Source organism: Pseudomonas sp. GD03858, from assembly GCF_029840925.1.
Taxonomy (GTDB): Bacteria; Pseudomonadota; Gammaproteobacteria; order Pseudomonadales; family Pseudomonadaceae; genus Aquipseudomonas.
Genome location: NZ_JAOCDM010000022.1, coordinates 21,980 through 45,811 on the forward strand (window position 1 = coordinate 21,980; position 23,832 = coordinate 45,811).

Sequence of the window (23,832 nt, forward strand, 5' to 3'; positions counted from 1 at the left end):
CCCGTGCCATGCATCGCGTTGTCTGCCTCGCGGCGGTTCAGCGCCCCGATAAACCCGCTCCCACAGGACGGTGATCTTCTACCGAACAGCCACCACCAGCTTGCCCACGGCCTGGCGTTGCGCCAGGCGCTCGATTGCCGCGCCACCCTCGGCCAGCGCAAAGGTCTGCGACACCAGCGGCTTCAACTTGCCTTCGGCATGCCAGGCGAACAGTTGGCGGAAGTTGGCCGCATTGTCCTGCGGCTGGCGCTGGGCGAAGGCGCCCCAGAACACCCCAAGCACCGCCGCGCCTTTGAGCAGGGCCAGGTTCACCGGCAGTTGCGGGATCGTGCCGCTGGCAAAGCCCACCACCAGCAACCGCCCGTTCCACGCCAGCCCGCGCACGGCCTGATCGAACAACGCGCCACCGACCGGATCGTAGATCACGTCGACGCCCTGGCCCCCAGTGAGGCGCTTGATCTCCTCCTTGAGGCTGGCCTGGCTGTAGTCGATCAGCTCGTCGGCCCCTGCGGCCTTGGCAATCGCCAGCTTCTCGGCGCTGCTGGCCGCCGCGATCACCCTGGCGCCCAGGGCCTTGCCGATTTCCACCGCCGCCAGCCCCACGCCGCCCGAGGCGCCGAGCACCAGCAAGGTCTCGCCGGCCTTGAGCTGGCCGCGTTGGGTGAGTGCGTGCATCGAGGTGCCGTAAGTCATGCCGAAGGCCGCGGCCGTGCTGAAGTCCATGCCCGCCGGAATCGGCAGGACGTTGTAGAACGGCACCGCCACCTGCTCGGCGAAAGCCCCCCAGCCGGTCAGGGCCATGACCCGATCGCCGACCTTGAACGCCCCGGCCTTTTCGCCGACCGCGGCGACCACGCCCGCAGCCTCGCCGCCCGGCGAAAACGGCAGGGGTGGCTGGAACTGGTACTTGCCCTCGATGATCAGGGTGTCGGGGAAGTTGACCCCGGCGGCATGCACCTCGAGCAGGATCTCGTTCTTCTTCGGCGTGGGCGCGGCGACCTCCTCCAGGACCAGGTCCCGTGCCGGGCCCAGGGCTTTGCACAACAAGGCTTTCATCAGGGCTATTCCTTTGCGAGTGGTGGCCGATAAGTGTAGGAGGGCCGCCCCGAGGGTCAACGAGCATGGCCGGCCCTGATGAGTCGGCATAAGCCCGGGCTTGGGTTTGCCCGGCGCGCTGGGTAAGCTGGCGCCCACCGTATTGAGGAGTGAGTTCGTGAAAGCGTGGATCCTGATGGCGCTGGCCCTGATGCTGCCGGTGGCGGCGATGGCCGAGGAAAAGGAAGGCGAGCCCAAGGTCGCCTACATCACCCTCTCGCCGCCCTTCGTCGGCAACTATGCCCTCGATGGCGGGCCCAGGCTGCGCGTGTACAAGGCCGACGTCGCCCTGCGGGTGACCGGCGATGCCGCCGCCGCGGCGGTCAAGCACCATGAGCCGTTGATCCGCAACCAGCTGGTGGCGCTGTTCACCCAGCAGGGCGTGGACAACATGAGCAACGTCGAGGCCAAGGAACGGCTGCGCCAGGACGCCTTGAAGCAGGTGCAGCAGGTGATGGAGGCCGAAGAGGGCAAGCCGATCGTCGAGGACCTGCTGTTCAACAACCTGATCGTGCAGTAACGCCCCGCGCGCTCAGGCGCCCTTTGCCAGGGCGAGGATGGCGGTCCATTGTTCGGCGGTGACCGGCATCACCGACAAGCGGCTGCCCTTTTGCACCAGCGGTAGAGCCTCCAGCGTCGCCTGTTGCTTGAGCAGGCCCAGGCCAAGCACTTGGCCGAAGGTCCGCACATGCTCGACATCCACCGCGCTCCACGGGTTTTTCTCGGGGCTGGCCTTGGCGTCGTGATAGTGGCTGGCCGGGTCCAGCGCGGTTGGGTCCGGGTAGGCGGCGGCGCTGATCCGGGCAATGCCAGCGATGCCCGGGTGCGGGCAGCTGGAGTGGTAGAAGAAGAATTCGTCCCCTGCGTTCATGCTCCGCAGGAAATTGCGCGCCTGGTAGTTGCGCACCCCATCCCAGCGGGCACTGCCCAGGCGTGCCAGGGCTTCGATGGAGAGCTCGTCGGGCTCGGATTTCATCAGCCAGTAGGCCATGGATGCTGCTCCTGAAAGAGTTTGAAATAAATCCTTGCATGAAACCGACAGTCGGTTGGCGCCAAGGTTTGCGTGCGGCCTCACGTTGTCGGAAAATGCGCCGCTTTAAAGCTAGACGCTCCGGCCGCCACCCAGAAAGCCGCCGAGCATGGACAGTTTGCCTAGGGGGGCAATCTTCGATGAAACAACGTAAACCGGACCTGCTCTGGATCCTCGCCTTCATCTTCGGCCTGGGCGTGGTCACCACCGGTTACGCCCAGGGTTTCTGGGAGCGCAAGCTGGACGCCGCCTACCAGCAGGCGCCGGCCGCCCAGGTACAACAGCCGCACCGCTGATCCCCTTTGCCGCGCCGGCTCATTTCGGCGCCAGGTACCAACCGCGGTCAGAGACCGTGCCTTGCAACGGTACATCCCAGCTTGACTGGTCGAGGCGCTCGACCTTCTGGCACTCATGGGCCAGCCCCAGCAACCGCGGCTTCTTCCAGGCCTTGCGCCGGGCCAGGTAGGCCAGGCTGCGATCGTAGAAGCCTCCGCCCATGCCCAGGCGACCTCCCACCTCATCGAATCCGACCAGCGGCAGCAGGATCAGGTCCAGCGCCCAGATCGGCCGTTGGCGCTTGCGCGCGATCAGCGGTTCCGGAATGCGGAAGCGGTTGGGGCGCAGTTGCTCGCCTTGCTCGAAGCGCTGGAACACCATGCGCGTGCGTGGCCAGGCGTGCAGCACCGGCAGGTAGACGCGCTTGCCGCGCTTGTGCGCTTCGCGCAGCAGCAGGCGCGGGTCGATTTCGCCGTCATTGGGCAGGTACAGGGCGACATGCCGGGCGCGGCGGAACAGTGGATCCTGTGCCAGTTGCCGATAAAGCCCTTCGGCGGCCTGGCGTTGCTGGGCGGCTGTGAGCGCGCGGCGGGCGTTGCGCAGGAGGCGACGAAGCTGGGGACGGGTGAGCGGCGCGGTGTCGGTCATGGCACGGGCGATCCCAGGAAAACGAAAAGCCCGCCGTATGAGGCGGGCCGTTCTGAAAGCAGGCTCCCCGACAAGACCGCTATCGGTGTAGCCCTTGAACCCGAAAGTTCAAGGTGGAGATTGCAGGGGGCGTTAAGGCTTTCCGTCGGGCGGACATGCACACCGGCCCCAGCGTGCAACCCCCGTGGTTGTGCGTATCGGCTCAGGGACATAACCGACTGGCGCATCCCCCAGGGAGTGGCGCCAGTATACCAATCTCAGTCCTTTTTGCTAACCGGATCGTCGGACAGCGCCTGGTCGACCCGGTCCAGCAGGTCGCGCACCTGTTCGCGGGTGGCGCCCGCGCCGGTGGCTTGCGGCTGGTCCTGGCGATGCAGCAGTTCGTGGGTGATGTTCAGCGCGGCCATCACGGCGATGCGGTCGGCGCCGATCACCTTGCCGCTGCTGCGGATCTCGCGCATCTTGCCGTCCAGGTAGCGGGCGGCGCCGACCAGGTTGTTGCGCTCCTCGGGCGGGCAGATGATCGAGTATTCCTTGTCGAGGATCTGGACGGTGACGCTATTGCTTGAACTCATGAGTCTTGCTCCAGGGCCTTGAGACGCAGGATCATCGATTCGATCTTGCGCTTGGCGATCTCGTTCTTTTCGATGAGGTGGGCGCGCTCCTCGCGCCAGGACTTTTCCTGAGCTACTAAGAGTGCGTTTTGCCGTTTTAGTTGCTCGACCCGTTCGATCAGCAACTCGAACCGGCTCATCAGCGCTTGCAGGTCGTTCTCTTGCATGGGTTGCACTCGATTCCTTGACTCACCTGGCGATCATGCCTGCCCCAGGGGCGAGACGGCCAGTGCCGATGGTCTTGGCGCGTCTGCCGGTGCTAGGATACAAGGCCTCCATTCTAGTCATTGCGCCGTCTGGCGCCTAGCAGCCCATGCCCAATACTCAATCGCCCTACATCGCCTTCGCCATGTTGCTCTCGAGCAATGGCCACCCTGTCACTCCCGCCGAGCTCCATGGCCTGCTGATCGGCCGCAGCTGCGCCGGCGCCGGCTTCGACGCCGACGCCTGGCTGGCCGACGCGGCCCAGCTGCTCGAGACCGAGCCCGGCGACACCGTGCGCAACGCCCTGGTCGGCCTGCAGGAAATGGTCAAGGCCGAGTTGACCGGTGAAGACGTCGCCATCGTCCTGCTGCTGCCTTCCGATGACGCCGCGCTGGCCGACCGCGCCGCCGCGCTCGGCCAGTGGTGCCAGGGCTTCATCACCGGGTTCGGCCTGAACGCCGGTGGCAAGGAACTGTCCACCGATGCCAAGGAAGTGCTCCAGGACCTGGTGGCCATCTCGCAGGTCCAGGAAGCGCTGGAAGAGTCCGAGGACGGCGAAAGCGACTACATGGAGGTCATGGAGTACCTGCGTGTCGCCCCGCTGCTGCTGTACACGGAGCTGGCCAAGCCCGAAGCACCCGCGCCAAAGCCATCGCTGCACTGATCTGAACGGGGTCGTTTGCCCATGAGCCACATACCCAAGGCGGAGTACGCCCGTCGGCGCAAGGCGCTGATGGAGCAGATGGTCCCCAACAGCATCGCCATCCTGCCGGCGGCCGCGGTGGCCATCCGCAACCGCGACGTCGAGCATGTCTATCGCCAGGACAGCGATTTCCAGTACCTCAGCGGCTTCCCCGAGCCCGAGGCGGTGATTGCCCTGATCCCGGGACGCGAACATGGCGAGTACGTGTTGTTCTGCCGCGAGCGCAATCCCGAGCGCGAGCAGTGGGAAGGGCTGCGCGCTGGCCAGGAAGGCGCGATTCGCGACTTCGGCGCCGACGATGCCTTTCCCATCGGCGACATCGACGAGATCCTGCCGGGCCTGATCGAGGGCCGCGAGCGGGTCTACAGCGCCATGGGCAGCAACGCCGAGTTCGACCGTCGGCTGATGGACTGGATCAACGTGATCCGCTCCAAGGCCCGCCTCGGCGCGCAGCCGCCGAACGAGTTCGTTGCCCTGGATCACCTGCTGCATGACATGCGCCTGTATAAATCGGCGGCGGAAGTGAAGGTGATGCGCGAAGCCGCGGCGATTTCCGCCCGCGCCCATGTGCGGGCCATGCAGGTCTGTCGCGCCGGGCTGCACGAGTACAGCCTGGAAGCCGAGCTGGACTACGAGTTCCGCAAGGGCGGGGCGAAGATGCCGGCCTACGGCTCGATCGTCGCTGCCGGGCGCAATGGCTGCATCCTGCACTACCAGCAGAACGACGCGTCGCTCAAGGACGGCGACCTGGTGCTGATCGACGCTGGCTGCGAGATCGATTGCTATGCCAGCGACATCACCCGCACCTTCCCGGTGAGCGGGGTGTTCTCGGCGGAGCAGAAGGCCATCTACGAGCTGGTGCTCGCCGCCCAGGAAGCGGCGTTCAAGGAGATCGCCCCAGGTAAGCACTGGAACCACGCCCACGAGGCGACCGTGCGCGTGATCACCGAGGGCCTGGTGGCGCTCGGGCTGCTCAAGGGCGAAGTACAGGCGCTGATCGACAGCGAGGCCTATCGCGCCTTCTACATGCACCGCGCCGGGCACTGGCTGGGCATGGATGTGCACGATGTGGGCGAATACAAGGTCGGCGGCGAGTGGCGTGTGCTCGAACCGGGCATGGCGCTGACCGTCGAGCCGGGCATCTACATTGCCGCCGACAACCAGAGCGTCGCCAAGAAGTGGCGCGGTATCGGCGTAAGGATCGAGGACGACGTGGTGGTCACCCGCAAAGGCTGTGAAATTCTCACTTCAGGCGTTCCCAGGACCGTCGCCGAGATCGAGGCGCTGATGCGCGACGCCCGCAAGGATGCCGCATGAACCGTGTGAACCTGGCGATCATCGGCGGCGGCCTGGTCGGTGCCAGTCTGGCGCTGGCCCTGCAGGCCGGGGCCAAGGCCCGTGGCTGGAAGATCCTGCTGATCGAGCCGTTCGCTCCAGGCGACAGCTTCCAGCCCAGCTATGACGCGCGTTCCTCGGCGCTGTCCTATGGCACTCGGCAGATCTACGAGCAACTGGGGCTGTGGCAGACCATCAGCCGCCGCGCCGAGCCGATCCGGCAGATCCAGGTGTCCGACCGTGGCCGCTTCGGTGCCACACGCCTGGATGCCCTGGAAGAGGGCGTGCCGGCGCTCGGCTACGTGGTGGAGAACGCCTGGCTCGGCCAATGCCTGTGGCAGGCCATCGACAGCGAGGTGGTCAGCTGGCGCTGCCCGGCCGAGGTGAAGGGGCTGCAGGCGATCGCCGGTGGCTACTGCCTGCAACTGGACGATGACACCTCGCTCGAATGCGACCTTGCGGTGCTGGCCGACGGCGGCCGCTCGGGCCTGCGCGAGCAACTGGGCATCCATGTGCGTAGCACGCCCTACGACCAGAGCGCGCTGATCGCCAACATCACCCCCGGTGAAGCCCACGCCGGCCAGGCCTTCGAGCGCTTCACCGAACAAGGCCCGATGGCCCTGCTGCCGTTGCCGGACAACCGCTGCGCGCTGGTCTGGACCCGTCAGGGCATGGACGCCAGGCGCCTGGCCGAGCTCGACGAGCGCAGCTTCCTGCGCGAGCTGCAGGATGCCTTTGGCTACCGCCTCGGCGCGTTGCGCCAGGTTGGCGCGCGCCATCTCTATCCACTGGCGCTGGTCGAGGCCGAGGAGCAGGTGCGCCCGCACCTGGTGGTGCTTGGCAATGCCGCCCACAGTCTGCACCCGATCGCCGGCCAGGGTTTCAACCTGTCGCTGCGCGATGTGCAGTCGCTGGCCGACGCGCTGCTGGCCGGGCCGCAGCAGCCGGGCGACCTGGCCACGCTGCAGGGTTACCAGCAGCGCCAGCGTCTCGACCAGGCGCTGACCATCGGCTTCTCCGATCAGGTCACCCGCCTGTTCGGCAGCAACCAGCCGCTGCTGACGGCCGGACGCAATATCGGCCTGCTCGGCCTGGATCTGCTACCGCCGGCCCGAAGCTGGTTCGCCCGTCAGGCCATGGGCCTGGGTACCCGGCCAGACCCGCGAGGGCAGGCATGAGCGACGCACGCAGGCTGGCCCGGCGCGCGCGCATGCTGCGCTGGCTGCTCAACCTCTACCCGCCCTACCTGGGCGCGGGCATCCGTATCCAGGAAATCAGCCCGGACATGCGCAGCGCCAAGGTGCGCATGAAGCTGACGCGGTGGAATCGCAACTACGTCGGCACCCAGTTCGGCGGCAGCCTGTATTCGATGGTCGATCCCTTCTACATGCTGCTGCTGATCGAGCGGCTGGGGCGCGACTACATCGTCTGGGACAAGGCCGCCAGCATCGATTTCATCTCGCCGGGCAAGGGCCCGGTGCATGCCGAGTTCCACGTCGATGACGCGCTGCTGGACGAGATTCGCCAGCAGACCGCCAACGGCAAGAAATACCTGCCGCGGCTGCAGGTGGAGATCCGCGATGACGCCGGCGAGCTGGTGGCGCGGGTCGACAAGACCCTATATGTGCGGCTCAAGCCGCAAGCGAGGCAGGCGTAAGGCATGGAAATGCGCGCAGATCTGTTGATTGTCGGTGCCGGTATGGTCGGCAGCGCCCTGGCCCTGGCCTTGCGCCACAGTGGCCTGGAAGTACTTGTGCTCGATGGCGGCCCGCTGTCGGTCAAACCCTTCGATGGCCAGGCGCCGTTCGAGCCGCGGGTCAGTGCCCTGTCGGCGGCCAGCCAGCGCATCCTCGAGCGCCTGGGCGCCTGGGACGGCATCGCCCGGCGTCGCGTGTCGCGCTATACCGACATGCGCGTGTGGGATGGCAGCGGTACCGGTGAGATCCACTTCTCGGCGGCCAGCGTGCATGCTCAGGTGCTGGGTCATATCGTCGAGAACCGAGTGGTTCAGGATGGCCTGCTGGAGCGCTTGCATGACAGCGACGTCGGCCTGTTGGCCAACGCCCGGCTGGAGCAGCTGCGCCGCTCCGGGGACGAGTGGCTGCTGACCCTGGCCGATGGCCGCAAACTGCGCGCGCCGTTGGTGATCGCCGCCGACGGCGCCAACTCGGCGGTGCGCCGGCTGGCCGGTTGCGAGACCCGCGAGTGGGATTACCTGCACCACGCCATCGTCACCAGCGTGCGCTGCGGCGAGGCGCACCGGACCACGGCCTGGCAGCGTTTCACCGACGAAGGCCCGCTGGCGTTCCTGCCGTTGTCGCGGGACGGGCGCCAGGACTGGTGCTCGATCGTCTGGTCGACCACGCCGGAGCAGGCCGAGCAGGCCATGGCGATGGACGACGCGGCGTTCTGCCAGGCCTTGGAGCGCGCGTTCGAGGGGCGCCTGGGCGAGGTGCTGGAGGCTGACCCACGGGTCTGCGTGCCGCTGCGCCAGCGGCATGCCAAGCGCTATGTGCAGGAAGGGCTGGCGCTGATCGGCGACGCGGCGCATACCATCCACCCGTTGGCGGGGCAGGGGGTCAACCTGGGCTTTCTCGACGCCGCGGTGCTGGCCGAGGAGTTGGTACGCGCCTGCGAGCGTGGCGAGCGCCTGGCCGATGTGAAGGTGCTGAGCCGCTTCGAGCGGCGCAGGATGCCGCACAACCTGGCGTTGATGGCGGCGATGGAGGGCTTCGAGCGGTTGTTCCAGGCCAATCCGTTGCCACTGCGCTGGTTGCGCAACAGTGGGCTGAAGATGGTGGAGCAGATGCCGGAGGCCAAGGCGGTGTTCGTGCGCCAGGCATTGGGGTTGTCCGGGGATCTGCCGGAGCTGGCCAAGGCTTGAGATGGCTGCGACCCTTTCGCGGCACAAGGACTGCATGGCAGCCCCCAGCAACATCTGGTAACGGCTCGGCGGATGAGTCGTAAAATGGGAACCACTACCATTTGCACCTTTCATATCAGCGAGGAGTGCCCCCGATGTTGCCCCGCAAACCCCTACTGGCCGCCCTGGCCCTCACCCTGTTCGGCGGCACCGCCCAGGCGGCGGACGAAGTGGTGGTGTATTCCTCGCGCATCGACGAGCTGATCAAGCCGGTGTTCGACGCCTATACCGCCAAGACCGGCACCAAGATCAAGTTCATCACCGACAAGGAAGCCCCGCTGATGCAGCGCATCAAGGCCGAGGGCGAGAACGGCGTGGCCGACCTGCTGCTCACCGTCGATGCCGGCAACCTCTGGCAGGCCGAGCAGATGGGCATCCTGCAGCCGATCAAGTCGCCGATCATCGAGCAGAACATTCCGCCGCAGTATCGCGCCTCGTCCCACGACTGGACCGGCCTGAGCCTGCGTGCGCGGACCATCGTCTACTCCACCGAGCGGGTCAAGCCGGGCGAGCTGACCACCTACGAGGCCCTGGCCGATAAAAACTGGGAAGGCCGTCTGTGCCTGCGCACGGCGAAGAAGGTCTACAACCAGTCGCTGACCGCCACCTTGATCGAGAACCACGGCGAGGCCGAAACCGAGAAGCTGATCAAGGGCTGGGTCAACAACCTGTCCACCGACGTGTTCTCCGACGACACCGCCGTGATCCAGGCCATCGCTGCCGGCCAGTGCGACGTGGGCATCGTCAATACCTACTATTACGGTCGCCTGCACAAGGAAAAACCCGACCTGCCGGTGAAGCTGTTCTGGCCCAACCAGGGGGATCGTGGTGTGCATGTCAACCTCTCGGGCATCGGCCTGACCAAGCACGCGCCGCATCCGGAGGCGGCGAAGAAGCTGGTCGAGTGGATGACCGGCGAGGAGGCGCAGAAGCTGTTCGCCGACATCAACCAGGAGTTCCCGGCCAACCCGAAGGTCAAGCCTTCGGCGGAAGTGGCGGCCTGGGGCAGCTTCAAGGCTGACAGCATTGCGGTGGAAGTCGCCGGCAAGCGCCAGGCCGAAGCCATTCGCCTGATGGATCGGGCTGGCTGGAACTGAGCCTGTCTCTTATCCTTGAAGACCGATCGCGGGGCAAGCCCGCTCCCACGCCAGTCAGACTCGGCGTGGGAGCGGGCTTGCCCCGCGATGCTATCGCACAGCCATCGAGATTTTCGATTTGCCCCACACCCCCCAACGCCGCTGGTACTTCCCGGTTTTCCTGACCGCCGCCCTGGTGCTGCTGCCGCTGAGCGTCCTGCTGCTGTCCTGGCAGTCGGTCGATGCACAAATCTGGTCGCACCTGCTCGACACCCAGATGAGCCGCCTGCTGGGCAACACCCTGACCCTGGTGCTGGGCGTTGGCATCGGCGTGACCGTGCTGGGGGTGAGCCTGGCCTGGCTCACCAGCCTCTGCGAATTTCCCGGCCGGCGCTGGCTGGACTGGGCGCTGATGTTGCCATTCGCCATTCCGGCCTATGTGCTGGCGTTCGTCTTCGTTGGCCTGCTGGACTTCGCCGGCCCGGTGCAGACGGCGCTGCGCGAGGTGTTCGGCCCCATGCGCCTGCCCAGGGTGCGTTCTACCGGTGGTGTGATCACGGTACTGGTGCTGGTGTTCTACCCCTATGTCTACCTGCTGGCGCGCAACGCCTTCCTGGCCCAGGGCAAGGGCCTGATGGAAGCGGCGCGGGTGCTCGGGCTGTCGCCGCTGCAGGCGTTCTGGCGCGTGGCGCTGCCCGTGGCGCGACCCGCCATCGGCGCCGGCATCGCCCTGGCATTGATGGAGACGCTGGCAGATTTCGGCGCGGTGGCGGTGTTCAACTTCGACACCTTCACCACCGCCATCTACAAGACCTGGTACGGCTTCTTCAGCCTTTCCAGCGCGGCGCAACTGGCCAGCCTGCTGCTGCTGGCGGTGGTGCTGGTGCTGTACGGCGAGCGCCGTGCCCGGGGCGCCAACCACAGTGGCAACGAGCGGCCCCGAGGCCAGGCGCTCTATCACCTGCGCGGGATCAAGGCGCTGGCGGCCAGCGCCTGGTGCCTGCTGGTGTTCGCCTGCGCCTTCGTCATTCCCTTGCTGCAGCTGCTGGCGTGGTTCTGGCAGCGGGGGCGGCATGACCTGGACGAGCGCTACGTCGGGCTGGTCATGCATACCCTGTACCTGGGCGGCATGGCCGCGTTGATCACCGTCAGCGTGGCCATGCTGCTGGCCTTCGCCCGGCGCCAGGCGCCGACCCGCGGGATCCGTGCCGGCGTAGGGCTGGCCAACCTGGGGTACGCGCTGCCCGGCTCGGTGCTGGCCGTGTCGATCATGCTGGCGTTCAGCTACCTCGACAACCAGTGGGTGATCCCAATGTCCCAATGGTTCGGCGGGGCAGGGAAACCCCTGCTGCTGGGCAGCCTTTCGGCGTTGCTGCTGGCCTATCTGGTGCGCTTTATCGCTGTCGCCTATGGCCCGCTGGAAACCAGCCTGGAGCGCATCCGCCCATCGCTGCCGGAGGCGTCGCGCAGTCTCGGGGTCAGCGGACCAGGATTGTTTTTCAAGGTGTATCTGCCGTTGCTCGCCCCCGGCGCCCTGAGCGCTGCTTTGCTGGTGTTCGTCGATGTGCTCAAGGAGATGCCGGCGACCCTGCTGATGCGTCCCTTCGGCTGGGACACCCTTGCCGTACGCGTGTTCGAGATGACCAGCGAAGGTGAATGGGCACGGGCGTCGTTGCCGGCCTTGAGCCTGGTGCTGGTCGGGTTGCTGCCGGTGATCGGCCTGATCCGTCGTTCGGCACATCGTCCGGGACATCCGCGCTGAGGGTGCCACGCCGTCGCCTTGCCGCTACAATGCGCGGCATTCGCAGCGGCGGATCCTACAAGAACAGGTGATGGGTAAACATCGCCGACCGCCGCCGCCTCGCCACGCCCGGAAGGAGAAACCCATGGGACAGCGTACGCCTCTGTATGACCTGCACCTGGCGCTCGGCGCCAAGACGGTCGATTTCGGCGGATGGGACATGCCCCTGCATTACGGTTCGCAGGTCGAGGAGCACCACCAGGTGCGCAGTGACTGCGGGGTCTTCGATGTCTCCCACATGACCGTCATCGATGTCGACGGTTGCGCCGCCACGCCCTGGCTGCAACACCTGCTGGCCAATGACGTGACGCGCCTGGAAAACCCCGGCAAGGCGCTCTACAGCCCCCTGCTCAACGCCGATGGCGGGGTGATCGACGACCTGATCGCCTACCGCACCGAAGACGGCTACCGGCTGGTGGCCAACGCCGCCACCCGCGACAAGGTACTGGCCTGGCTGCAGGCGCACAGTGACGGCTTCAAGATTGAATTCAAGCTGCGCCCGGACTTGGCTATCCTGGCGATCCAGGGTCCGCAGGCCCGTGAAAAGGTGGCCGCCCTGGTCAGCGTGTCGCGCGCCGCGCTCATTCGCGAACTGCGCCCGTTCGAAGGCCTGGCCGAGGGCGACTGGTTCATCGCTCGTACCGGCTACACCGGCGAGGACGGGCTGGAGATCATCCTCCCCGCCGAACAGGCCCAGGCCTTCTTCAATGACCTGGTCGGCGCTGGCATCGCCCCGAGCGGCCTGGGTGCCCGCGACACCCTGCGCCTGGAGGCCGGCATGAACCTGTACGGCCAGGACATCGACGAATCCCATACTCCGCTGACCTCCAACCTGGGCTGGAGCGTCGCCTGGGAGCCGGCTGGCCGCGAGTTCATCGGCCGCGCCGGCTTGCTCGCGGAAATCGAGCAGGGCGTGAAGGAAAAACTGGTCGGCCTGGTGCTGGAGGAGCGTGGCGTGCTGCGCGCCCACCAGGTGGTCCGTGTATCCGGCATTGGCGAAGGGGAGATCACCAGTGGTAGTTTCTCGCCTACGCTGAGCAAGTCCATTGCCCTGGCACGCGTGCCCATGGCGACCGGCGACCGCGCCGAGGTGGAGATTCGCGGCAAGTGGTATCCGGTGCGGGTGGTCAAGCCGACCTTCGTGCGCCACGGCAAGATCCTGATCTGAACACTTAACGGCGGGCCGACCGCTGACCCAATCGAGGAAGACAAGACATGAGCAATATCCCCGCCGACCTGCGTTTTGCCGAAAGCCATGAGTGGGCTCGCCTGGAGGCCGACGGCACCGTGACTGTGGGTATCAGCGACCACGCCCAGGAAGCGTTGGGTGACGTGGTGTTCGTCGAGCTGGCCGAAGTCGGCAAGGTGTTCGCCGCTGGCGACGCCGCGGGTGTGGTGGAGTCGGTGAAGGCAGCCTCGGACATCTACGCGCCGGTGGGCGGCGAGGTGATCGCGGTCAACGAAGAGCTGGCCGACAGCCCGGAGCTGCTCAACGAAGAGCCTTACGGCTCGTGGATCTTCAAGCTCAAGCCGAGCAACCCGTCCGAGCTGGACAAGCTGCTGGATGCCGCCGGTTACAAAGCCGCCATCGGCGAGTAAGAATCGCGCAAGCCCGCTCCCCTGACGTGCCCATGCATGGGAGCGGGCTTGTCCCGCGATGAGGCCGGCATTGTAAAAGCAAGTTTTCCCGCAACATCGCCGATCCCTTCCTAGACTTGTAAGTCTCCACGAGAACTGGTCCAGGAAGAGATGATCGCCATGTCCCAGTCGCCATCCCTGCGTCAGCTGCAAGAGACCAACCCCTTCCTGCGTCGCCACCTCGGGCCCGATGCCCAGGAGCAGCAGGCCATGCTCGAGGCCCTTGGCGTCGCCAGCCGTGGCGAACTGATCGAGCAGACGGTGCCGCCGGGCATCCGCTTCAACCGCCCGCTCGACTTGCCGTCGGCCCTCGATGAACAGGCCGCGCTGGCCAGGCTCGCCGATTACGCCGCGCAGAACCAGCTGTGGACAAGCCTGATCGGCATGGGCTACCACGCCACCATCACGCCCACCGTCATCCTGCGCAACGTGCTGGAAAACCCCGGCTGGTACACCGCCTACACTCCCTATCAGCCGGAGATCGCCCAGGGGCGCCTGGAGGCATTGCTGAACTTCCAGCAGATGGTCATCGACCTTGCCGGCCTTCCCCTGGCCAATGCCTCGCTGCTCGACGAAGCCACGGCCGCCGCCGAAGCCATGGCCCTGGCCAAGCGGGTGGCGCGCAGCAAGAGCAACGCGTTCTTCGCTGACGAGCACTGCCACCCGCAGACCCTGTCGGTGCTCAAGACCCGCGCCGAGGGCTTCGGTTTCGAGCTGATCGTCGACTCCGTGGACAACCTGGACAAGCACTCGGTGTTCGGCGCGTTGCTCCAGTACCCGGATACCCACGGCGAGGTCCGCGACCTGCGTCCGCTGATCGAGCAGCTGCATGCCCAGCAGGCCCTGGCCTGTGTCGCCGCCGACATCCTCAGCCTGGTGGTGCTCACCCCGCCCGGCGAGCTGGGCGCCGATGTGGTGCTCGGCTCCACGCAACGCTTCGGCGTGCCCATGGGGTACGGCGGGCCGCACGCGGCCTATTTCGCCTGTCGCGACGACTTCAAGCGGGCCATGCCCGGGCGCATCATCGGCGTATCCCGCGATGCGCGTGGCAACACCGCTCTGCGCATGGCCCTGCAGACCCGCGAGCAGCACATTCGCCGCGAGAAGGCCAACTCGAACATCTGCACGGCCCAGGTGCTGCTGGCCAACATCGCCGGTTTCTACGCGGTCTACCACGGGCCCGAGGGCCTGCAGCGAATCGCCCAGCGCGTGCACCGGCTGACCTTCATCCTTGCCGCAGGCCTCGAAGCCAAGGGCATCAGACGCCTCAATCAGCACTTCTTCGACACCTTGACGCTGGATGTCGGCGGCACTCAGGCGGCGATCATCGAAAGCGCCGAGGATGCCCGCGTCAACCTGCGCATCCTCGGGCGCGGCCACCTTGGGGTGAGCCTGGACGAAACCTGCGATGAAGCCACGGTGCTGAAGCTGCTCGACATCTTCCTCGGCGTCGATCATGGCCTGGACATCGCCGCGCTCGACCAGCAGGCTCTGCCCGAAGGCATACCCGGCGCGCTGGTGCGCCGCACACCGTTCCTCCAGCACCCGGTGTTCAACCTGCACCACAGCGAGACCGAGATGCTGCGCTACCTCAAGCAGTTGGAGAACAAAGACCTGGCCCTGAACCAGTCGATGATCCCGCTGGGCTCCTGCACCATGAAGCTCAACGCCACCAGCGAGATGATCCCCATCACCTGGCCTGGGTTCGCCCAGCCGCACCCCTTTGCCCCGGCGGCCCAGGTGCAGGGCTACAAGGCGATGATCGACGAGCTGGAAAGCTGGTTGTGCGCCATCACCGGGTTCGACGCCATCTGCATGCAGCCCAACTCTGGCGCCCAAGGCGAATACGCCGGGCTGATGGCCATCACCCGCTACCACCGCAGCCGCCACCAGCCCGGGCGCACCCTGTGCCTGATCCCGTCATCGGCCCACGGCACCAATCCGGCGTCGGCGCAGATGGCTGGCATGGAGGTGGTGATCGTCGAGTGCGACGAGCAGGGCAACATCGATCTCGATGATCTGAAAGCCAAGGCTCACGCGGCGGGCGAGCGGTTGTCGTGCCTGATGGTCACCTACCCGTCGACCCATGGAGTGTACGAAGAGGGCATTCGCGAGATCTGCGAGGTGATCCACCAGCACGGGGGCCAGGTCTACATGGATGGCGCCAACCTGAACGCACAGGTGGGGCTGGCGCGACCGGCGGACATCGGCGCCGACGTGTCGCACATGAACCTGCACAAGACCTTCTGCATCCCGCATGGCGGAGGTGGCCCGGGCATGGGACCGATCGGCATCCGCGCCCACCTCAAGCCGTTCGTCGCCAGTCATCCGGTGGTTCCGGTGCCGGGCCTGGACCCGAACAACAGCGCCGTCAGCGCCGCGCCCTGGGGCAGTGCCAGCATCCTGCCGATCAGCTGGATGTACATCGCCATGATGGGGCCGCAACTGGCCGATGCCAGCGAGGTGGCGATCCTGTCGGCCAACTACCTGGCCAGCCAGCTGCGTGACGCCTTCCCGGTGCTCTATCGCGGGCGCAACCAGCGGGTGGCCCACGAATGCATCCTCGACCTGCGCCCGCTCAAGGCGCTTACCGGCATCACCGAGGAGGATGTGGCCAAGCGTCTGATGGACTATGGCTTCCATGCGCCGACCATGTCGTTCCCTGTGCCGGGCACCTTGATGGTCGAGCCGACCGAAAGCGAGTCGAAGGCCGAGCTGGATCGTTTCGTCGAGGCGATGCTGGCGATCCGCGCGGAGATCGCCCAGGTGCAGGAAGGCAACTGGCCGGCCGAGGACAACCCACTCAAGCATGCGCCGCACACCCTGGCCGACGTGCTGGCGCCATGGAGCAGGCCCTACACCCTCGAACAGGGCATCGCCCCCAGTGCTCACGCGCGCCAGCACAAATACTGGCCGGCGGTGAACCGGGTCGACAACGTGTATGGGGACAGGAATCTGTTCTGCGCGTGCGTGCCGGTGGAGGCGTATCGCTGAGGCCGCGTCGGCTGGACTTTTTTGCGGGTAAATCCGCCCCCACAGGTGGACTATCCAGCCTTGCCAGGCGCGGTGATCTCTGTGGGAGCGGGTTTACCCGCGAAGCGGATGACGCAGTGGATAACGGTTACTCGGCAACGGCGTTCTTGGCCAGGATGGCGTTGGCCAGTTCCATGTCGCTGGCCTGCACGCCCGGGTTGTCCGCGCGCACCTGACGCATCGCTGCTTCCAGGAACGGTCCGCGGATGGCGCCTTCACTGGCGACGAAGCTGCCGGCGTCGTCCTGGGCGGCGACGATCAGCTTGTGATCCTTGAACGTCAGGTAGGTCGAGGCGGTGGTCGCACCGGAGGAGATGATATTGCGCCAGAACGTGTCGGCCATGGCGGAGCCAATGGGCAGCGAGAACAGGACGGTGGCTGCGATGGCAGTTTTGAAACGCATGATGAATCACCTCGGTCGATGAGGGCTGTTGAGATGCCGGTTTGATCGCTTTTGTCACTGCCAAGTTCCCGGTCAGACAGGGGAATTCTTACTTATCCACAGACACGCAGTACCTCTTCGGCGCAGGTCAGACCCTGGTCGATCTTGTCCTGCGCGCAGCACCTCAGGTCGCGCAGGCCATCCGCGCTGGCCTGCCGCCGCAGGGCGGCGAGATCCGTGGCCGGGGTGATTCGCTCGCGCAAGGGGGCGCTGACCCTGAGCAGCTCGAACAGCCCGGTGCGTCCATGAAAGCCCGTTCCCCGGCACTGGCGGCAGGCCTGGCGATCCTCCGGTAGGGTATCGCGACATTCCGGGCACAGGGTGCGTACCAGGCGCTGGGCCATGACGCCGATCAGGGTGGCCTTGATCAGGTAGTCGGCGACCCCGAGTTCTTGCAGGCGGGTGATCGCGCTGCAGGCGTCGTTGGTGTGCAGGGTCGAGAGCACCAGGTGTCCGGTGAGGGCTGCCTGCACCGCTACCTGGGCGGTTTCGCGGTCGCGGATCTCGCCGATCATGATGATGTCCGGGTCCTGGCGCAGCAAGGCGCGCACGCCATTGGCGAAGTCCAGGTCCAGGGCGGGCTGGACTTGCAACTGGTTGAACGAGGGCTCCAACCGTTCGATCGGGTCTTCGATGCTGCACAGGTTTACCTGGGGGGTGGCGAGGTGCCTGAGACTGGCGTACAGCGTGCTGGTCTTGCCCGAGCCGGTAGGGCCGGTCACCAGCACGATGCCCTGGCGTTGCCGCAGCAGTGCCTGCCATTGCGCCAGCAGTCTGCCGCCCAGGCCCAGGTGCTCGAGGGTTTCATGCCGTTGCTGCGGGTCGAACAGGCGCAGTACCAGCTTTTCACCGTAAGGGGTGGGGAGCGTGGAAAGGCGCAGTTCCACTTCGGCCCCACCGGGCAGCCGGGTCTTCAGGCGGCCATCCTGTGGCCGGCGCTTTTCCGCGACGTTCATCCGCCCCAGATGCTTCAAACGGCTGATCATCGCCAGGGCGACGCCGGCCGGAAACGCATACACCGCATGCAGCAGGCCATCGATACGCAGGCGCAGGTGCCCTTGTTCGCGGCGCGGTTCCAGATGGACATCGCTGGCGCGTTGTTCGATGGCGTACTGCAGCATCCAGTCGACGATATGCGCGATGTGGGCGTCGTCGGCACTGGCGTGGGCATGGCCGTCGCCCAGTTCGAGCAGGTGCTCCAGCTCGCCGAGAGGGGGCGTTGGCGCCGGCCCCGCGCCACGCACCGAGCGGGCCAGGCCGAAGAAGGTCGCGCTCAGTTGGCGGATCTGCCGAGGGCTGGCCAGTACCCGGTGTATGACCTTGCCCAAGCTGCGGCTCAGATCGGCCTCCCATTCGCGCTGATACGGCTGGGCGCTGGCCACGGTGATGCTGTTCTCGTCCAGGGCCACGGCAAGGATGCCGTGACGTTGGGCGAAGGCCGCGGACATCAGGTTGGCGACGCTTGGCAGGTCGACCTGCAGCGGGTCGATATCCAGGTAGGGCTGGCCAACCTGGGGCGCCAGCCAGCGGCACAGGGCATCGAGGTCGAGTGGCTGGCCGGATTGAAGCGGGTCCGGCAGGGCGAGCTCGGCGATCAGTTCGAGCGGGTGCTGGTCGGGGCGCGCCTTGGCCCGTGCGAGGGCCTTGAGGGCGTCGCTGGCGCTGATTCGCTGCTCGGTCAGCAGGGCCTGGAGCAGGCGGTTGAAGTCAAGATCATGGGAGGTGTTGGCGTACATGACGGCATCCTTGCCAGGTGAAGAGTCGCCTGGGCAAGGCTAGCCGCGACGGGCCGATGGCAGCGGTACAAAGGGTTTCGGGATCTTGCCATGGCCCTTCAGCGGGTCGAGACCTCCGCCAGTTGCGGGGCATTGTCGAGGCGAACCCCGGTCACGCAGACCAGGTTGCGCAACTTCTGGGCGATTACTTCGGCGCGATGCCAGCTCAGGCCGGCGACGCCGATGGCCACGTCCAGCAGGTCGTCGTGCTGGCTCACCTGCACGCTGTGCGGGGTGAGGAACTGCAAGGCGAACAGGTTGAGTACCCGGCACAGGCTGTCTGGCTCGATCTCGGTCTGCAGGTGGTAGCGCACGCTGCTGTGGGCGGCGTTGGCGGCCCAGGCGTCGGTGCGGGGCGAGGGGAGGGGCCGTTCGAGTAGGTTCATGCTGGATCTCCGCGAAAGTGGGAAGATTCTTGCACGTCGTTCGCGGCATTTTTTCGCTATGATTCCGTTGATTCGCGCATTGTGCGAATTGTTCTATCTGAATTTTTCTTGATTAAGGAATTTTTTATGCGATCTGACTTGGATGCCTATGACCGACGCATCCTGGAGTTGCTGCAGGAGGACGCGTCACTGTCCAGCGCGCAGATCGCCGAGCGCGTGGGGCTCTCGCAGTCACCTTGTTGGCGGCGCATTCAGCGCTTGCGGGACGAGGGCGTGATTCGCGGGCAGGTGACCTTGCTGGACCGCAAGAAAGTGGGCCTGAACACGCAGATCTTCGCCGAAGTGAAGCTCAACGCCCACGGGCGCTCGAACTTCGCCGAGTTCACCGAGGCGATCCGCGGCTTTCCCGAGGTTCTGGAGTGCTATGTGCTGATGGGGGCGGTGGACTTCCTGCTGCGCATCGTCACCTCGGATATCGAGGCTTACGAGCGGTTCTTCTTCGAAAAGCTGTCGAACGTGCCGGGTATCCAGGAGGTGAACTCGATCGTGGCGCTTTCGGAGATCAAGTCGACCACGAGCTTGCCATTGAGGCCCTGAAGCGTCGATCGCGGGGCAAGCCCGCTCCTGCGCAGTGCAGGAGCGGGCAGTGCAGGCTCAGGCCTTGAGCAGGTGTTTCCAGGCGCGGTTCTGCTCGATGGTGCGAGCCTGTTCGATGCGGGCTTCGAGCAGTTCTTCCTTGCCTTCTTCGACCAGCGGCAGCTCGGCCAGCTCGTGCAGCTTGTTCAGCTCGCCGTAGAGGCGGTCCTGCTGCGGCAGGTCCAGCACCTGGCGGGCGTGGTGCAGCCAGGTCTGGATGCCTTCGATGCGCGGCAACTGCTCGGCCAGGTCCTCGGGGCGCTGCACGTACAGCGGCAGTTTAAGGGCGCGGGACTCCTCGCCCAGCAGGTGCTGCAGCCAGCTGGCCAGCTGCGCCTTGCCCTGGCGCTCGCCACGGCCCTTGCGCTCGGCGGTCCAGGCGCGGGCGGTCAGCCAGCGCGCGGTCTCCAGGGAGAACTGGCCCCAACGCGGGTCTTCCAGCTCTTCGGCGAACTGCTCGGGAGCGGCGCGGCGAATGTCCTCGTCATCGTTGCCGGCCAGCACCAGCGGGCGCCAGTCTTCCAGCAGCGCGTCGAGGCTGGCGCGCAGGGCGCGGGTAGTCGGGCGCGGCGCGGCTTGGCCAAGGCTGGCGGTGAGGGCGCGCAGTTCGGCCAGGCAACGAACCCAATCCTGCAGCAGGCGCCAGTGGCCATTGTGGCGATACTGCTCGGCCAGGCGCTGGCTGCTGCCCAGCAGTTGCCAGGCGAGGGCGGCGTAGGCTTCGTCCAGCGGCATCTCGGCCTGCAGTTCGGTCACCGGCAGGCCCAGCTCGTAGCTGTCCGGATCGAGCAGGCGGTAGCCGCGCTCGGCCTTGCTGATGTCGCAGGGCATCAGCGCCAGCGTGGCGGCGAGCTCGGCGGCCAGCTCCAGCAGCGCCTCAGGGGTGCCTTCACGCAGTTCCAGCTCCAGCTCGCAGATCTCTTCCTTGCGCTTGTCGGCGATCACGAAGCCCTGGTCGAGGGCGGCCTCGATCACCACTTTGGCCTTGCCACGGCCCCAGGCGATCTCGGCGTACTCACGGGTGAAATCGGTGGTGAACAGCGGCTTGATGGTCTTCTTGTCCAGCTCGGCCAGTTGCTCGGGCCAGCAGCTGGCATCGAGCTTCTTCAGGTCGAGCTTGACCTTGTCCAGGTACCACTCGTATTCGTTGCGCTCGGACAGCCCGGCCACGCTCTGCCCACGGCACTTCAGCGTCTGGATGATGACCTCGCCATCACGGCGCAGGCGCAGGGCGACGCGGGCGGCGGACAGGTCGCGCTCCGGGGTGTCGAAGTACTGGTTGAGCAGTTCGCGGGTCTGCCAGCCGGACTTGTTGCGCTTTTTCAGCAGAGGGTGCTCGCGCAGGGCGGCAAGGGTCTCGCGGCTGGCGCGGAGTTTGAGTTCGGTTTCTTTGTGCATCGCGGGCTCGGAAGGAGGGGCATCGTTGTCGAGCAGTCTACAGGAGTCGGGGGATGACTGTCGGTCCGTGCCGCCCCTTCGCGGGTAAACCCGCGAAAGACGCGCAACGCGGTCCCGGTAATGGCTTGCTCTACTAAGGGATTGCATTGTTATGATGACCTTCGATGCCGCCGAGGAGTCCGCGCATGCCGTTGCCGTCGCTGAAAGAACAGTTCGCCGCCCTGATCGCCGCCCCCTCGGTCAGTTGCACCCAGGCGGCGCTCGACCAGTCCAACCGCCCGGTCATCGACCTGCTGGCCGGCTGGCTGGGCGATCTCGGTTTCGCCTGCGAGATCCAGCAGGTCAGCCCCGGCAAGTTCAACCTGCTGGCCAGCCGCGGCACCGGCCCCGGCGGCCTGGTGCTGGCCGGGCACAGCGACACCGTGCCGTACGACCCGCAGCTGTGGAGCAGCGACCCGCTGAAACTCACCGAAGTCGATGGCCGCTGGGTCGGCCTGGGCAGCTGCGACATGAAAGGCTTCTTCGCACTGGTCATCGACGCGGTGATCCCGCTGCTCGAACACGATTTCAAGCAGCCGCTGCTGATCCTCGCCACCTGCGACGAGGAAAGCTCCATGTCCGGCGCCCGGGCCCTGGCCGAAGCCGGCCAGCCGCTCGGGCGGGCGGCGGTGATCGGCGAGCCCACCGGGCTCAAGCCGATCCGCATGCACAAGGGCATTCTCATGGATCGCATCGATATCCTCGGACGCAGCGGCCATTCGTCGGATCCGAGCCTGGGGCGCAGCGCCCTGGAGGCGATGCATGCGGTGATGGGCGAGTTGATGGCCCTGCGCCGTGACTGGCAGGAAAAATACCGCAACCCGCAGTTCAGCGTGCCGGTCCCGACCCTGAACTTCGGCTGTATCCACGGTGGCGACAACCCCAATCGTATCTGCGGCCAGTGCGCCCTGGAGTTCGACCTGCGTCCGCTGCCGGGCATGGACGTCGAGCCGCTGCGCGCGGCGATCCGCGCCAAGCTCGCGCCGCTGGCCGAGCGGCTGGAGGTGCGTATCGACTATGCGCCGCTGTTCCCCGAAGTGCCGCCATTCGAGCAGGCCGCCGACAGCGAGCTGGTGCGCCTGGCCGAACGCCTGACCGGCCATCGCGCCGAAGCGGTGGCCTTCGGCACCGAAGCGCCTTATCTTCAGCAGCTCGGTTGCCAGACCATCGTGCTCGGCCCCGGCGACATCGCCTGCGCCCACCAGCCAGGCGAGTACCTTGAAATGTCACGTATCGAGCCTACCGTGCGTCTATTGCGTGACCTGATCCGGCACTACTGCCTGGATTAAACGTCCATCGACCTGATTCGTTTCTGCCTAGAGGAGACCGCGCGTGACCGCAAGCCTGTTCCGACGATGACTTTCGAACGTTGTGCGCCTTTTCGTTCTCCGTTCACTTATCCACAGGCCCTGTCATGCCCGATTACGTCAACTGGCTGCGCCATGCATCTCCCTACATCAACGCCCATCGCGATTGCACCTTCGTGGTCATGCTGCCTGGTGACGGCGTCGATCATCCCAATTTCGGCAACATCGTCCACGACCTGGTGCTGCTGCACAGCCTGGGTGTGCGCCTGGTGCTGGTCCACGGCTCGCGCCCGCAGATCGAAAGCCGCCTGGCCGACCGTGGCCTGACCCCGCACTACCACCGTGGCATGCGCATCACCGACGCGGCCACCCTGGATTGCGTGATCGACGCGGTCGGCGCGCTGCGCCTGACCATCGAGGCCCGCCTGTCGATGGACATGGCCGCTTCACCCATGCAGGGTTCGCGCCTGCGGGTGGCGTCCGGCAACCTGGTCACCGCACGGCCGATCGGCGTGCTCGAAGGGGTCGACTACCACCATACCGGCGAAGTGCGCCGGGTCGACCGCAAGGGCATCAATCGCCTGCTGGACGAGCGCTCCATCGTGCTGCTGTCGCCGCTGGGCTATTCGCCCACCGGGGAGATCTTCAACCTCGCCTGCGAGGACGTCGCCACCCGCGCCGCCATCGAGCTGGGCGCCGACAAGCTGCTGCTGTTCGGCGCCGAGCCGGGCCTGCTGGACGAGCATGGGCAACTGGTGCGCGAGTTGCGCCCGCAGCACATCACCCCGCACCTGCAGCGCCTGGGCAGCGACTACCAGGCCGAGCTGCTCGATGCCGCCGCCGAGGCGTGCAAGGGCGGCGTGGCGCGCAGCCATATCGTCAGCTACGCCGAGGACGGCGCGCTGCTGACCGAGCTGTTCACCCGCGGCGGTGGCGGCACGCTGGTGTCCCAGGAGCAGTTCGAGGTGGTGCGCGAGGCGACCATCGACGACGTCGGCGGCCTGCTGGAGCTGATCAGCCCGCTGGAAGAGCAGGGCATCCTGGTGCGTCGTTCGCGCGAGGTGCTGGAGCGTGAGATCGAACAGTTCAGCGTGGTCGAGCGCGAGGGCATGATCATCGCCTGCGCGGCGTTGTACCCGATTGCCGACTCGGAGGCGGGGGAGCTGGCGTGCCTGGCGGTGAATCCGGAGTATCGGCACGGCGGTCGCGGTGACGAGCTGCTCGAGCGCATCGAGTCGCGGGCGCGCCAGCTGGGGCTCAAGACCCTGTTCGTGCTGACGACCCGGACCGCGCACTGGTTCCGTGAGCGTGGCTTCGCGCCTTGTGGCGTCGAACAGCTGCCGGCGGCAAGGGCTTCGCTGTACAACTACCAGCGCAACTCGAAGATCTTCGAGAAACCGTTGTAAACCTGTTCCGGCCTATTCGCGGGTAAACCCGCTCCCACAGGCATCACGCAGGCCTGAAAGGCAGCGC

24 protein-coding genes and 1 other RNA gene are annotated in these 23,832 nt (G+C 66.3%); 15 read left to right on the top strand and 10 right to left on the bottom strand.

The features are described from left to right. Window positions 1-78: 78 nt before the first annotated feature. Window positions 79-1,056, bottom strand: coding sequence for an NADPH:quinone oxidoreductase family protein (locus tag N5D48_RS08800; protein ID WP_279883163.1), 978 nt, complete (start codon window positions 1,054-1,056; stop codon window positions 79-81). A gap of 157 nt (window positions 1,057-1,213) precedes the next feature. On the opposite strand from N5D48_RS08800, the gene N5D48_RS08805 reads away from it, so the two are divergent. Further along, a complete protein-coding gene (locus N5D48_RS08805) occupies window positions 1,214-1,615 on the top strand; it encodes a flagellar basal body-associated protein FliL (protein WP_279883165.1) in 402 nt (133 codons plus the stop codon). Window positions 1,616-1,627: 12 nt separating this feature from the next. Here N5D48_RS08805 and N5D48_RS08810 read toward each other — a convergent pair whose 3' ends face one another. Beyond that, window positions 1,628-2,086, bottom strand: coding sequence for an EVE domain-containing protein (locus N5D48_RS08810; protein WP_279883167.1), 459 nt, complete (start codon window positions 2,084-2,086; stop codon window positions 1,628-1,630). A gap of 179 nt (window positions 2,087-2,265) precedes the next feature. On the opposite strand from N5D48_RS08810, the gene N5D48_RS08815 reads away from it, so the two are divergent. Then, entirely contained in the window at window positions 2,266-2,421 is a 156-nt protein-coding gene (locus N5D48_RS08815; protein WP_279883169.1) for a hypothetical protein, read from the top strand. A gap of 19 nt (window positions 2,422-2,440) precedes the next feature. Here N5D48_RS08815 and N5D48_RS08820 read toward each other — a convergent pair whose 3' ends face one another. The 4 genes from N5D48_RS08820 to N5D48_RS08835 form a co-directional block, all read right to left on the bottom strand. Further along, the gene (locus N5D48_RS08820) at window positions 2,441-3,049 is read right to left on the bottom strand and encodes a 5-formyltetrahydrofolate cyclo-ligase (protein WP_279883171.1); all 609 of its coding nucleotides are present in this window, start codon (window positions 3,047-3,049) and stop codon (window positions 2,441-2,443) included. Between the two features lie 60 nt (window positions 3,050-3,109). Further along, window positions 3,110-3,289: non-coding RNA, 6S RNA (gene ssrS, locus N5D48_RS08825), on the bottom strand. 17 nt (window positions 3,290-3,306) lie between these two features. Further along, a complete protein-coding gene (locus N5D48_RS08830) occupies window positions 3,307-3,624 on the bottom strand; it encodes a cell division protein ZapA (protein WP_279883173.1) in 318 nt (105 codons plus the stop codon). After that, window positions 3,621-3,830 carry a TIGR02449 family protein gene (locus tag N5D48_RS08835; protein WP_217841242.1) on the bottom strand — a complete coding sequence of 70 codons (210 nt, stop codon included), beginning with the start codon at window positions 3,828-3,830 and terminating at the stop codon, window positions 3,621-3,623. Before N5D48_RS08835 ends, N5D48_RS08830 begins: the two co-directional genes overlap by 4 nt. A gap of 146 nt (window positions 3,831-3,976) precedes the next feature. Here N5D48_RS08835 and N5D48_RS08840 point away from each other — a divergent pair, with 146 nt between their 5' ends. The 10 genes from N5D48_RS08840 to gcvP all read left to right on the top strand — a co-directional run bounded on the left by N5D48_RS08840 (window position 3,977) and on the right by gcvP (window position 16,337). Further along, window positions 3,977-4,531 carry a YecA family protein gene (locus N5D48_RS08840; RefSeq protein WP_279883175.1) on the top strand — a complete coding sequence of 185 codons (555 nt, stop codon included), beginning with the start codon at window positions 3,977-3,979 and terminating at the stop codon, window positions 4,529-4,531. A 21-nt stretch (window positions 4,532-4,552) separates the two neighbouring features. Beyond that, complete coding sequence (gene pepP, locus N5D48_RS08845; RefSeq protein WP_279883177.1) at window positions 4,553-5,887, top strand: Xaa-Pro aminopeptidase; 1,335 nt, start codon at window positions 4,553-4,555, stop codon at window positions 5,885-5,887. Then, window positions 5,884-7,083: a 2-octaprenyl-6-methoxyphenyl hydroxylase gene (gene ubiH, locus N5D48_RS08850; protein WP_279883179.1), complete on the top strand. Its 1,200-nt coding sequence runs from the start codon at window positions 5,884-5,886 to the stop codon at window positions 7,081-7,083. Before pepP ends, ubiH begins: the two co-directional genes overlap by 4 nt. After that, window positions 7,080-7,562 (top strand): DUF4442 domain-containing protein, encoded by a 483-nt coding sequence (locus N5D48_RS08855; RefSeq protein ID WP_279883180.1) that lies wholly within the window; start codon window positions 7,080-7,082, stop codon window positions 7,560-7,562. The genes ubiH and N5D48_RS08855 overlap by 4 nt, the downstream gene beginning before the upstream one ends. 9 nt (window positions 7,563-7,571) lie before the next feature. Continuing rightward, window positions 7,572-8,789: a 2-octaprenyl-3-methyl-6-methoxy-1,4-benzoquinol hydroxylase gene (locus tag N5D48_RS08860; protein WP_279883229.1), complete on the top strand. Its 1,218-nt coding sequence runs from the start codon at window positions 7,572-7,574 to the stop codon at window positions 8,787-8,789. A 134-nt stretch (window positions 8,790-8,923) separates the two neighbouring features. Then, a complete protein-coding gene (locus N5D48_RS08865; RefSeq protein ID WP_279883182.1) occupies window positions 8,924-9,925 on the top strand; it encodes an extracellular solute-binding protein in 1,002 nt (333 codons plus the stop codon). A gap of 118 nt (window positions 9,926-10,043) precedes the next feature. Continuing rightward, window positions 10,044-11,666 (top strand): iron ABC transporter permease, encoded by a 1,623-nt coding sequence (locus tag N5D48_RS08870; protein WP_279883184.1) that lies wholly within the window; start codon window positions 10,044-10,046, stop codon window positions 11,664-11,666. A gap of 124 nt (window positions 11,667-11,790) precedes the next feature. After that, a complete protein-coding gene (gene gcvT / locus N5D48_RS08875; RefSeq protein WP_279883186.1) occupies window positions 11,791-12,873 on the top strand; it encodes a glycine cleavage system aminomethyltransferase GcvT in 1,083 nt (360 codons plus the stop codon). Between the two features lie 47 nt (window positions 12,874-12,920). Further along, window positions 12,921-13,304: a glycine cleavage system protein GcvH gene (gene gcvH / locus N5D48_RS08880; protein ID WP_279883188.1), complete on the top strand. Its 384-nt coding sequence runs from the start codon at window positions 12,921-12,923 to the stop codon at window positions 13,302-13,304. 159 nt (window positions 13,305-13,463) lie between these two features. Further along, window positions 13,464-16,337: an aminomethyl-transferring glycine dehydrogenase gene (gene gcvP / locus N5D48_RS08885; RefSeq protein ID WP_279883190.1), complete on the top strand. Its 2,874-nt coding sequence runs from the start codon at window positions 13,464-13,466 to the stop codon at window positions 16,335-16,337. A 127-nt stretch (window positions 16,338-16,464) separates the two neighbouring features. On the opposite strand, the gene N5D48_RS08890 is transcribed toward gcvP, so the two are convergent. From N5D48_RS08890 to N5D48_RS08900, 3 genes are all read right to left on the bottom strand, one after another. Then, window positions 16,465-16,779 carry a DUF2388 domain-containing protein gene (locus tag N5D48_RS08890; RefSeq protein WP_279883192.1) on the bottom strand — a complete coding sequence of 105 codons (315 nt, stop codon included), beginning with the start codon at window positions 16,777-16,779 and terminating at the stop codon, window positions 16,465-16,467. A gap of 92 nt (window positions 16,780-16,871) precedes the next feature. Then, window positions 16,872-18,554, bottom strand: a complete 1,683-nt coding sequence (locus tag N5D48_RS08895; protein ID WP_279883194.1) for a GspE/PulE family protein — start codon at window positions 18,552-18,554, stop codon at window positions 16,872-16,874. Between the two features lie 98 nt (window positions 18,555-18,652). Further along, window positions 18,653-18,979, bottom strand: coding sequence for a hypothetical protein (locus tag N5D48_RS08900; protein ID WP_279883196.1), 327 nt, complete (start codon window positions 18,977-18,979; stop codon window positions 18,653-18,655). Between the two features lie 126 nt (window positions 18,980-19,105). On the opposite strand from N5D48_RS08900, the gene N5D48_RS08905 reads away from it, so the two are divergent. Further along, on the top strand, window positions 19,106-19,576 hold the full coding sequence (locus N5D48_RS08905; protein ID WP_279883198.1) for an Lrp/AsnC family transcriptional regulator: 471 nt from the start codon (window positions 19,106-19,108) through the stop codon (window positions 19,574-19,576). Between the two features lie 57 nt (window positions 19,577-19,633). On the opposite strand, the gene N5D48_RS08910 is transcribed toward N5D48_RS08905, so the two are convergent. Then, entirely contained in the window at window positions 19,634-21,013 is a 1,380-nt protein-coding gene (locus N5D48_RS08910) for a CYTH domain-containing protein (RefSeq protein ID WP_279883200.1), read from the bottom strand. 185 nt (window positions 21,014-21,198) lie between these two features. Between N5D48_RS08910 and argE the strand changes: the two genes are divergently transcribed. Further along, on the top strand, window positions 21,199-22,341 hold the full coding sequence (gene argE, locus N5D48_RS08915) for an acetylornithine deacetylase (protein ID WP_279883202.1): 1,143 nt from the start codon (window positions 21,199-21,201) through the stop codon (window positions 22,339-22,341). Between the two features lie 125 nt (window positions 22,342-22,466). Beyond that, window positions 22,467-23,765 carry an amino-acid N-acetyltransferase gene (gene argA / locus N5D48_RS08920; RefSeq protein WP_279883204.1) on the top strand — a complete coding sequence of 433 codons (1,299 nt, stop codon included), beginning with the start codon at window positions 22,467-22,469 and terminating at the stop codon, window positions 23,763-23,765. The last annotated feature ends 67 nt before the right edge of the window (window positions 23,766-23,832 follow it).

What these genes read in the sequence shown, in the direction of transcription:
- N5D48_RS08800 (WP_279883163.1), bottom strand. Translation starts at nt 1,056, where the DNA reads ATGAAAGCCTTGTTGTGCAAAGCCCTGGGCCCGGCACGGGACCTGGTC.
- N5D48_RS08810 (WP_279883167.1), bottom strand. Translation starts at nt 2,086, where the DNA reads ATGGCCTACTGGCTGATGAAATCCGAGCCCGACGAGCTCTCCATCGAA.
- N5D48_RS08815 (WP_279883169.1), top strand. Translation starts at nt 2,266, where the DNA reads ATGAAACAACGTAAACCGGACCTGCTCTGGATCCTCGCCTTCATCTTC.
- N5D48_RS08820 (WP_279883171.1), bottom strand. Translation starts at nt 3,049, where the DNA reads ATGACCGACACCGCGCCGCTCACCCGTCCCCAGCTTCGTCGCCTCCTG.
- N5D48_RS08830 (WP_279883173.1), bottom strand. Translation starts at nt 3,624, where the DNA reads ATGAGTTCAAGCAATAGCGTCACCGTCCAGATCCTCGACAAGGAATAC.
- N5D48_RS08835 (WP_217841242.1), bottom strand. Translation starts at nt 3,830, where the DNA reads ATGCAAGAGAACGACCTGCAAGCGCTGATGAGCCGGTTCGAGTTGCTG.
- N5D48_RS08840 (WP_279883175.1), top strand. Translation starts at nt 3,977, where the DNA reads ATGCCCAATACTCAATCGCCCTACATCGCCTTCGCCATGTTGCTCTCG.
- pepP (WP_279883177.1), top strand. Translation starts at nt 4,553, where the DNA reads ATGAGCCACATACCCAAGGCGGAGTACGCCCGTCGGCGCAAGGCGCTG.
- ubiH (WP_279883179.1), top strand. Translation starts at nt 5,884, where the DNA reads ATGAACCGTGTGAACCTGGCGATCATCGGCGGCGGCCTGGTCGGTGCC.
- N5D48_RS08855 (WP_279883180.1), top strand. Translation starts at nt 7,080, where the DNA reads ATGAGCGACGCACGCAGGCTGGCCCGGCGCGCGCGCATGCTGCGCTGG.
- N5D48_RS08860 (WP_279883229.1), top strand. Translation starts at nt 7,572, where the DNA reads ATGCGCGCAGATCTGTTGATTGTCGGTGCCGGTATGGTCGGCAGCGCC.
- N5D48_RS08865 (WP_279883182.1), top strand. Translation starts at nt 8,924, where the DNA reads ATGTTGCCCCGCAAACCCCTACTGGCCGCCCTGGCCCTCACCCTGTTC.
- gcvT (WP_279883186.1), top strand. Translation starts at nt 11,791, where the DNA reads ATGGGACAGCGTACGCCTCTGTATGACCTGCACCTGGCGCTCGGCGCC.
- gcvH (WP_279883188.1), top strand. Translation starts at nt 12,921, where the DNA reads ATGAGCAATATCCCCGCCGACCTGCGTTTTGCCGAAAGCCATGAGTGG.
- gcvP (WP_279883190.1), top strand. Translation starts at nt 13,464, where the DNA reads ATGTCCCAGTCGCCATCCCTGCGTCAGCTGCAAGAGACCAACCCCTTC.
- N5D48_RS08890 (WP_279883192.1), bottom strand. Translation starts at nt 16,779, where the DNA reads ATGCGTTTCAAAACTGCCATCGCAGCCACCGTCCTGTTCTCGCTGCCC.
- N5D48_RS08895 (WP_279883194.1), bottom strand. Translation starts at nt 18,554, where the DNA reads ATGTACGCCAACACCTCCCATGATCTTGACTTCAACCGCCTGCTCCAG.
- N5D48_RS08900 (WP_279883196.1), bottom strand. Translation starts at nt 18,979, where the DNA reads ATGAACCTACTCGAACGGCCCCTCCCCTCGCCCCGCACCGACGCCTGG.
- N5D48_RS08905 (WP_279883198.1), top strand. Translation starts at nt 19,106, where the DNA reads ATGCGATCTGACTTGGATGCCTATGACCGACGCATCCTGGAGTTGCTG.
- N5D48_RS08910 (WP_279883200.1), bottom strand. Translation starts at nt 21,013, where the DNA reads ATGCACAAAGAAACCGAACTCAAACTCCGCGCCAGCCGCGAGACCCTT.
- argE (WP_279883202.1), top strand. Translation starts at nt 21,199, where the DNA reads ATGCCGTTGCCGTCGCTGAAAGAACAGTTCGCCGCCCTGATCGCCGCC.
- argA (WP_279883204.1), top strand. Translation starts at nt 22,467, where the DNA reads ATGCCCGATTACGTCAACTGGCTGCGCCATGCATCTCCCTACATCAAC.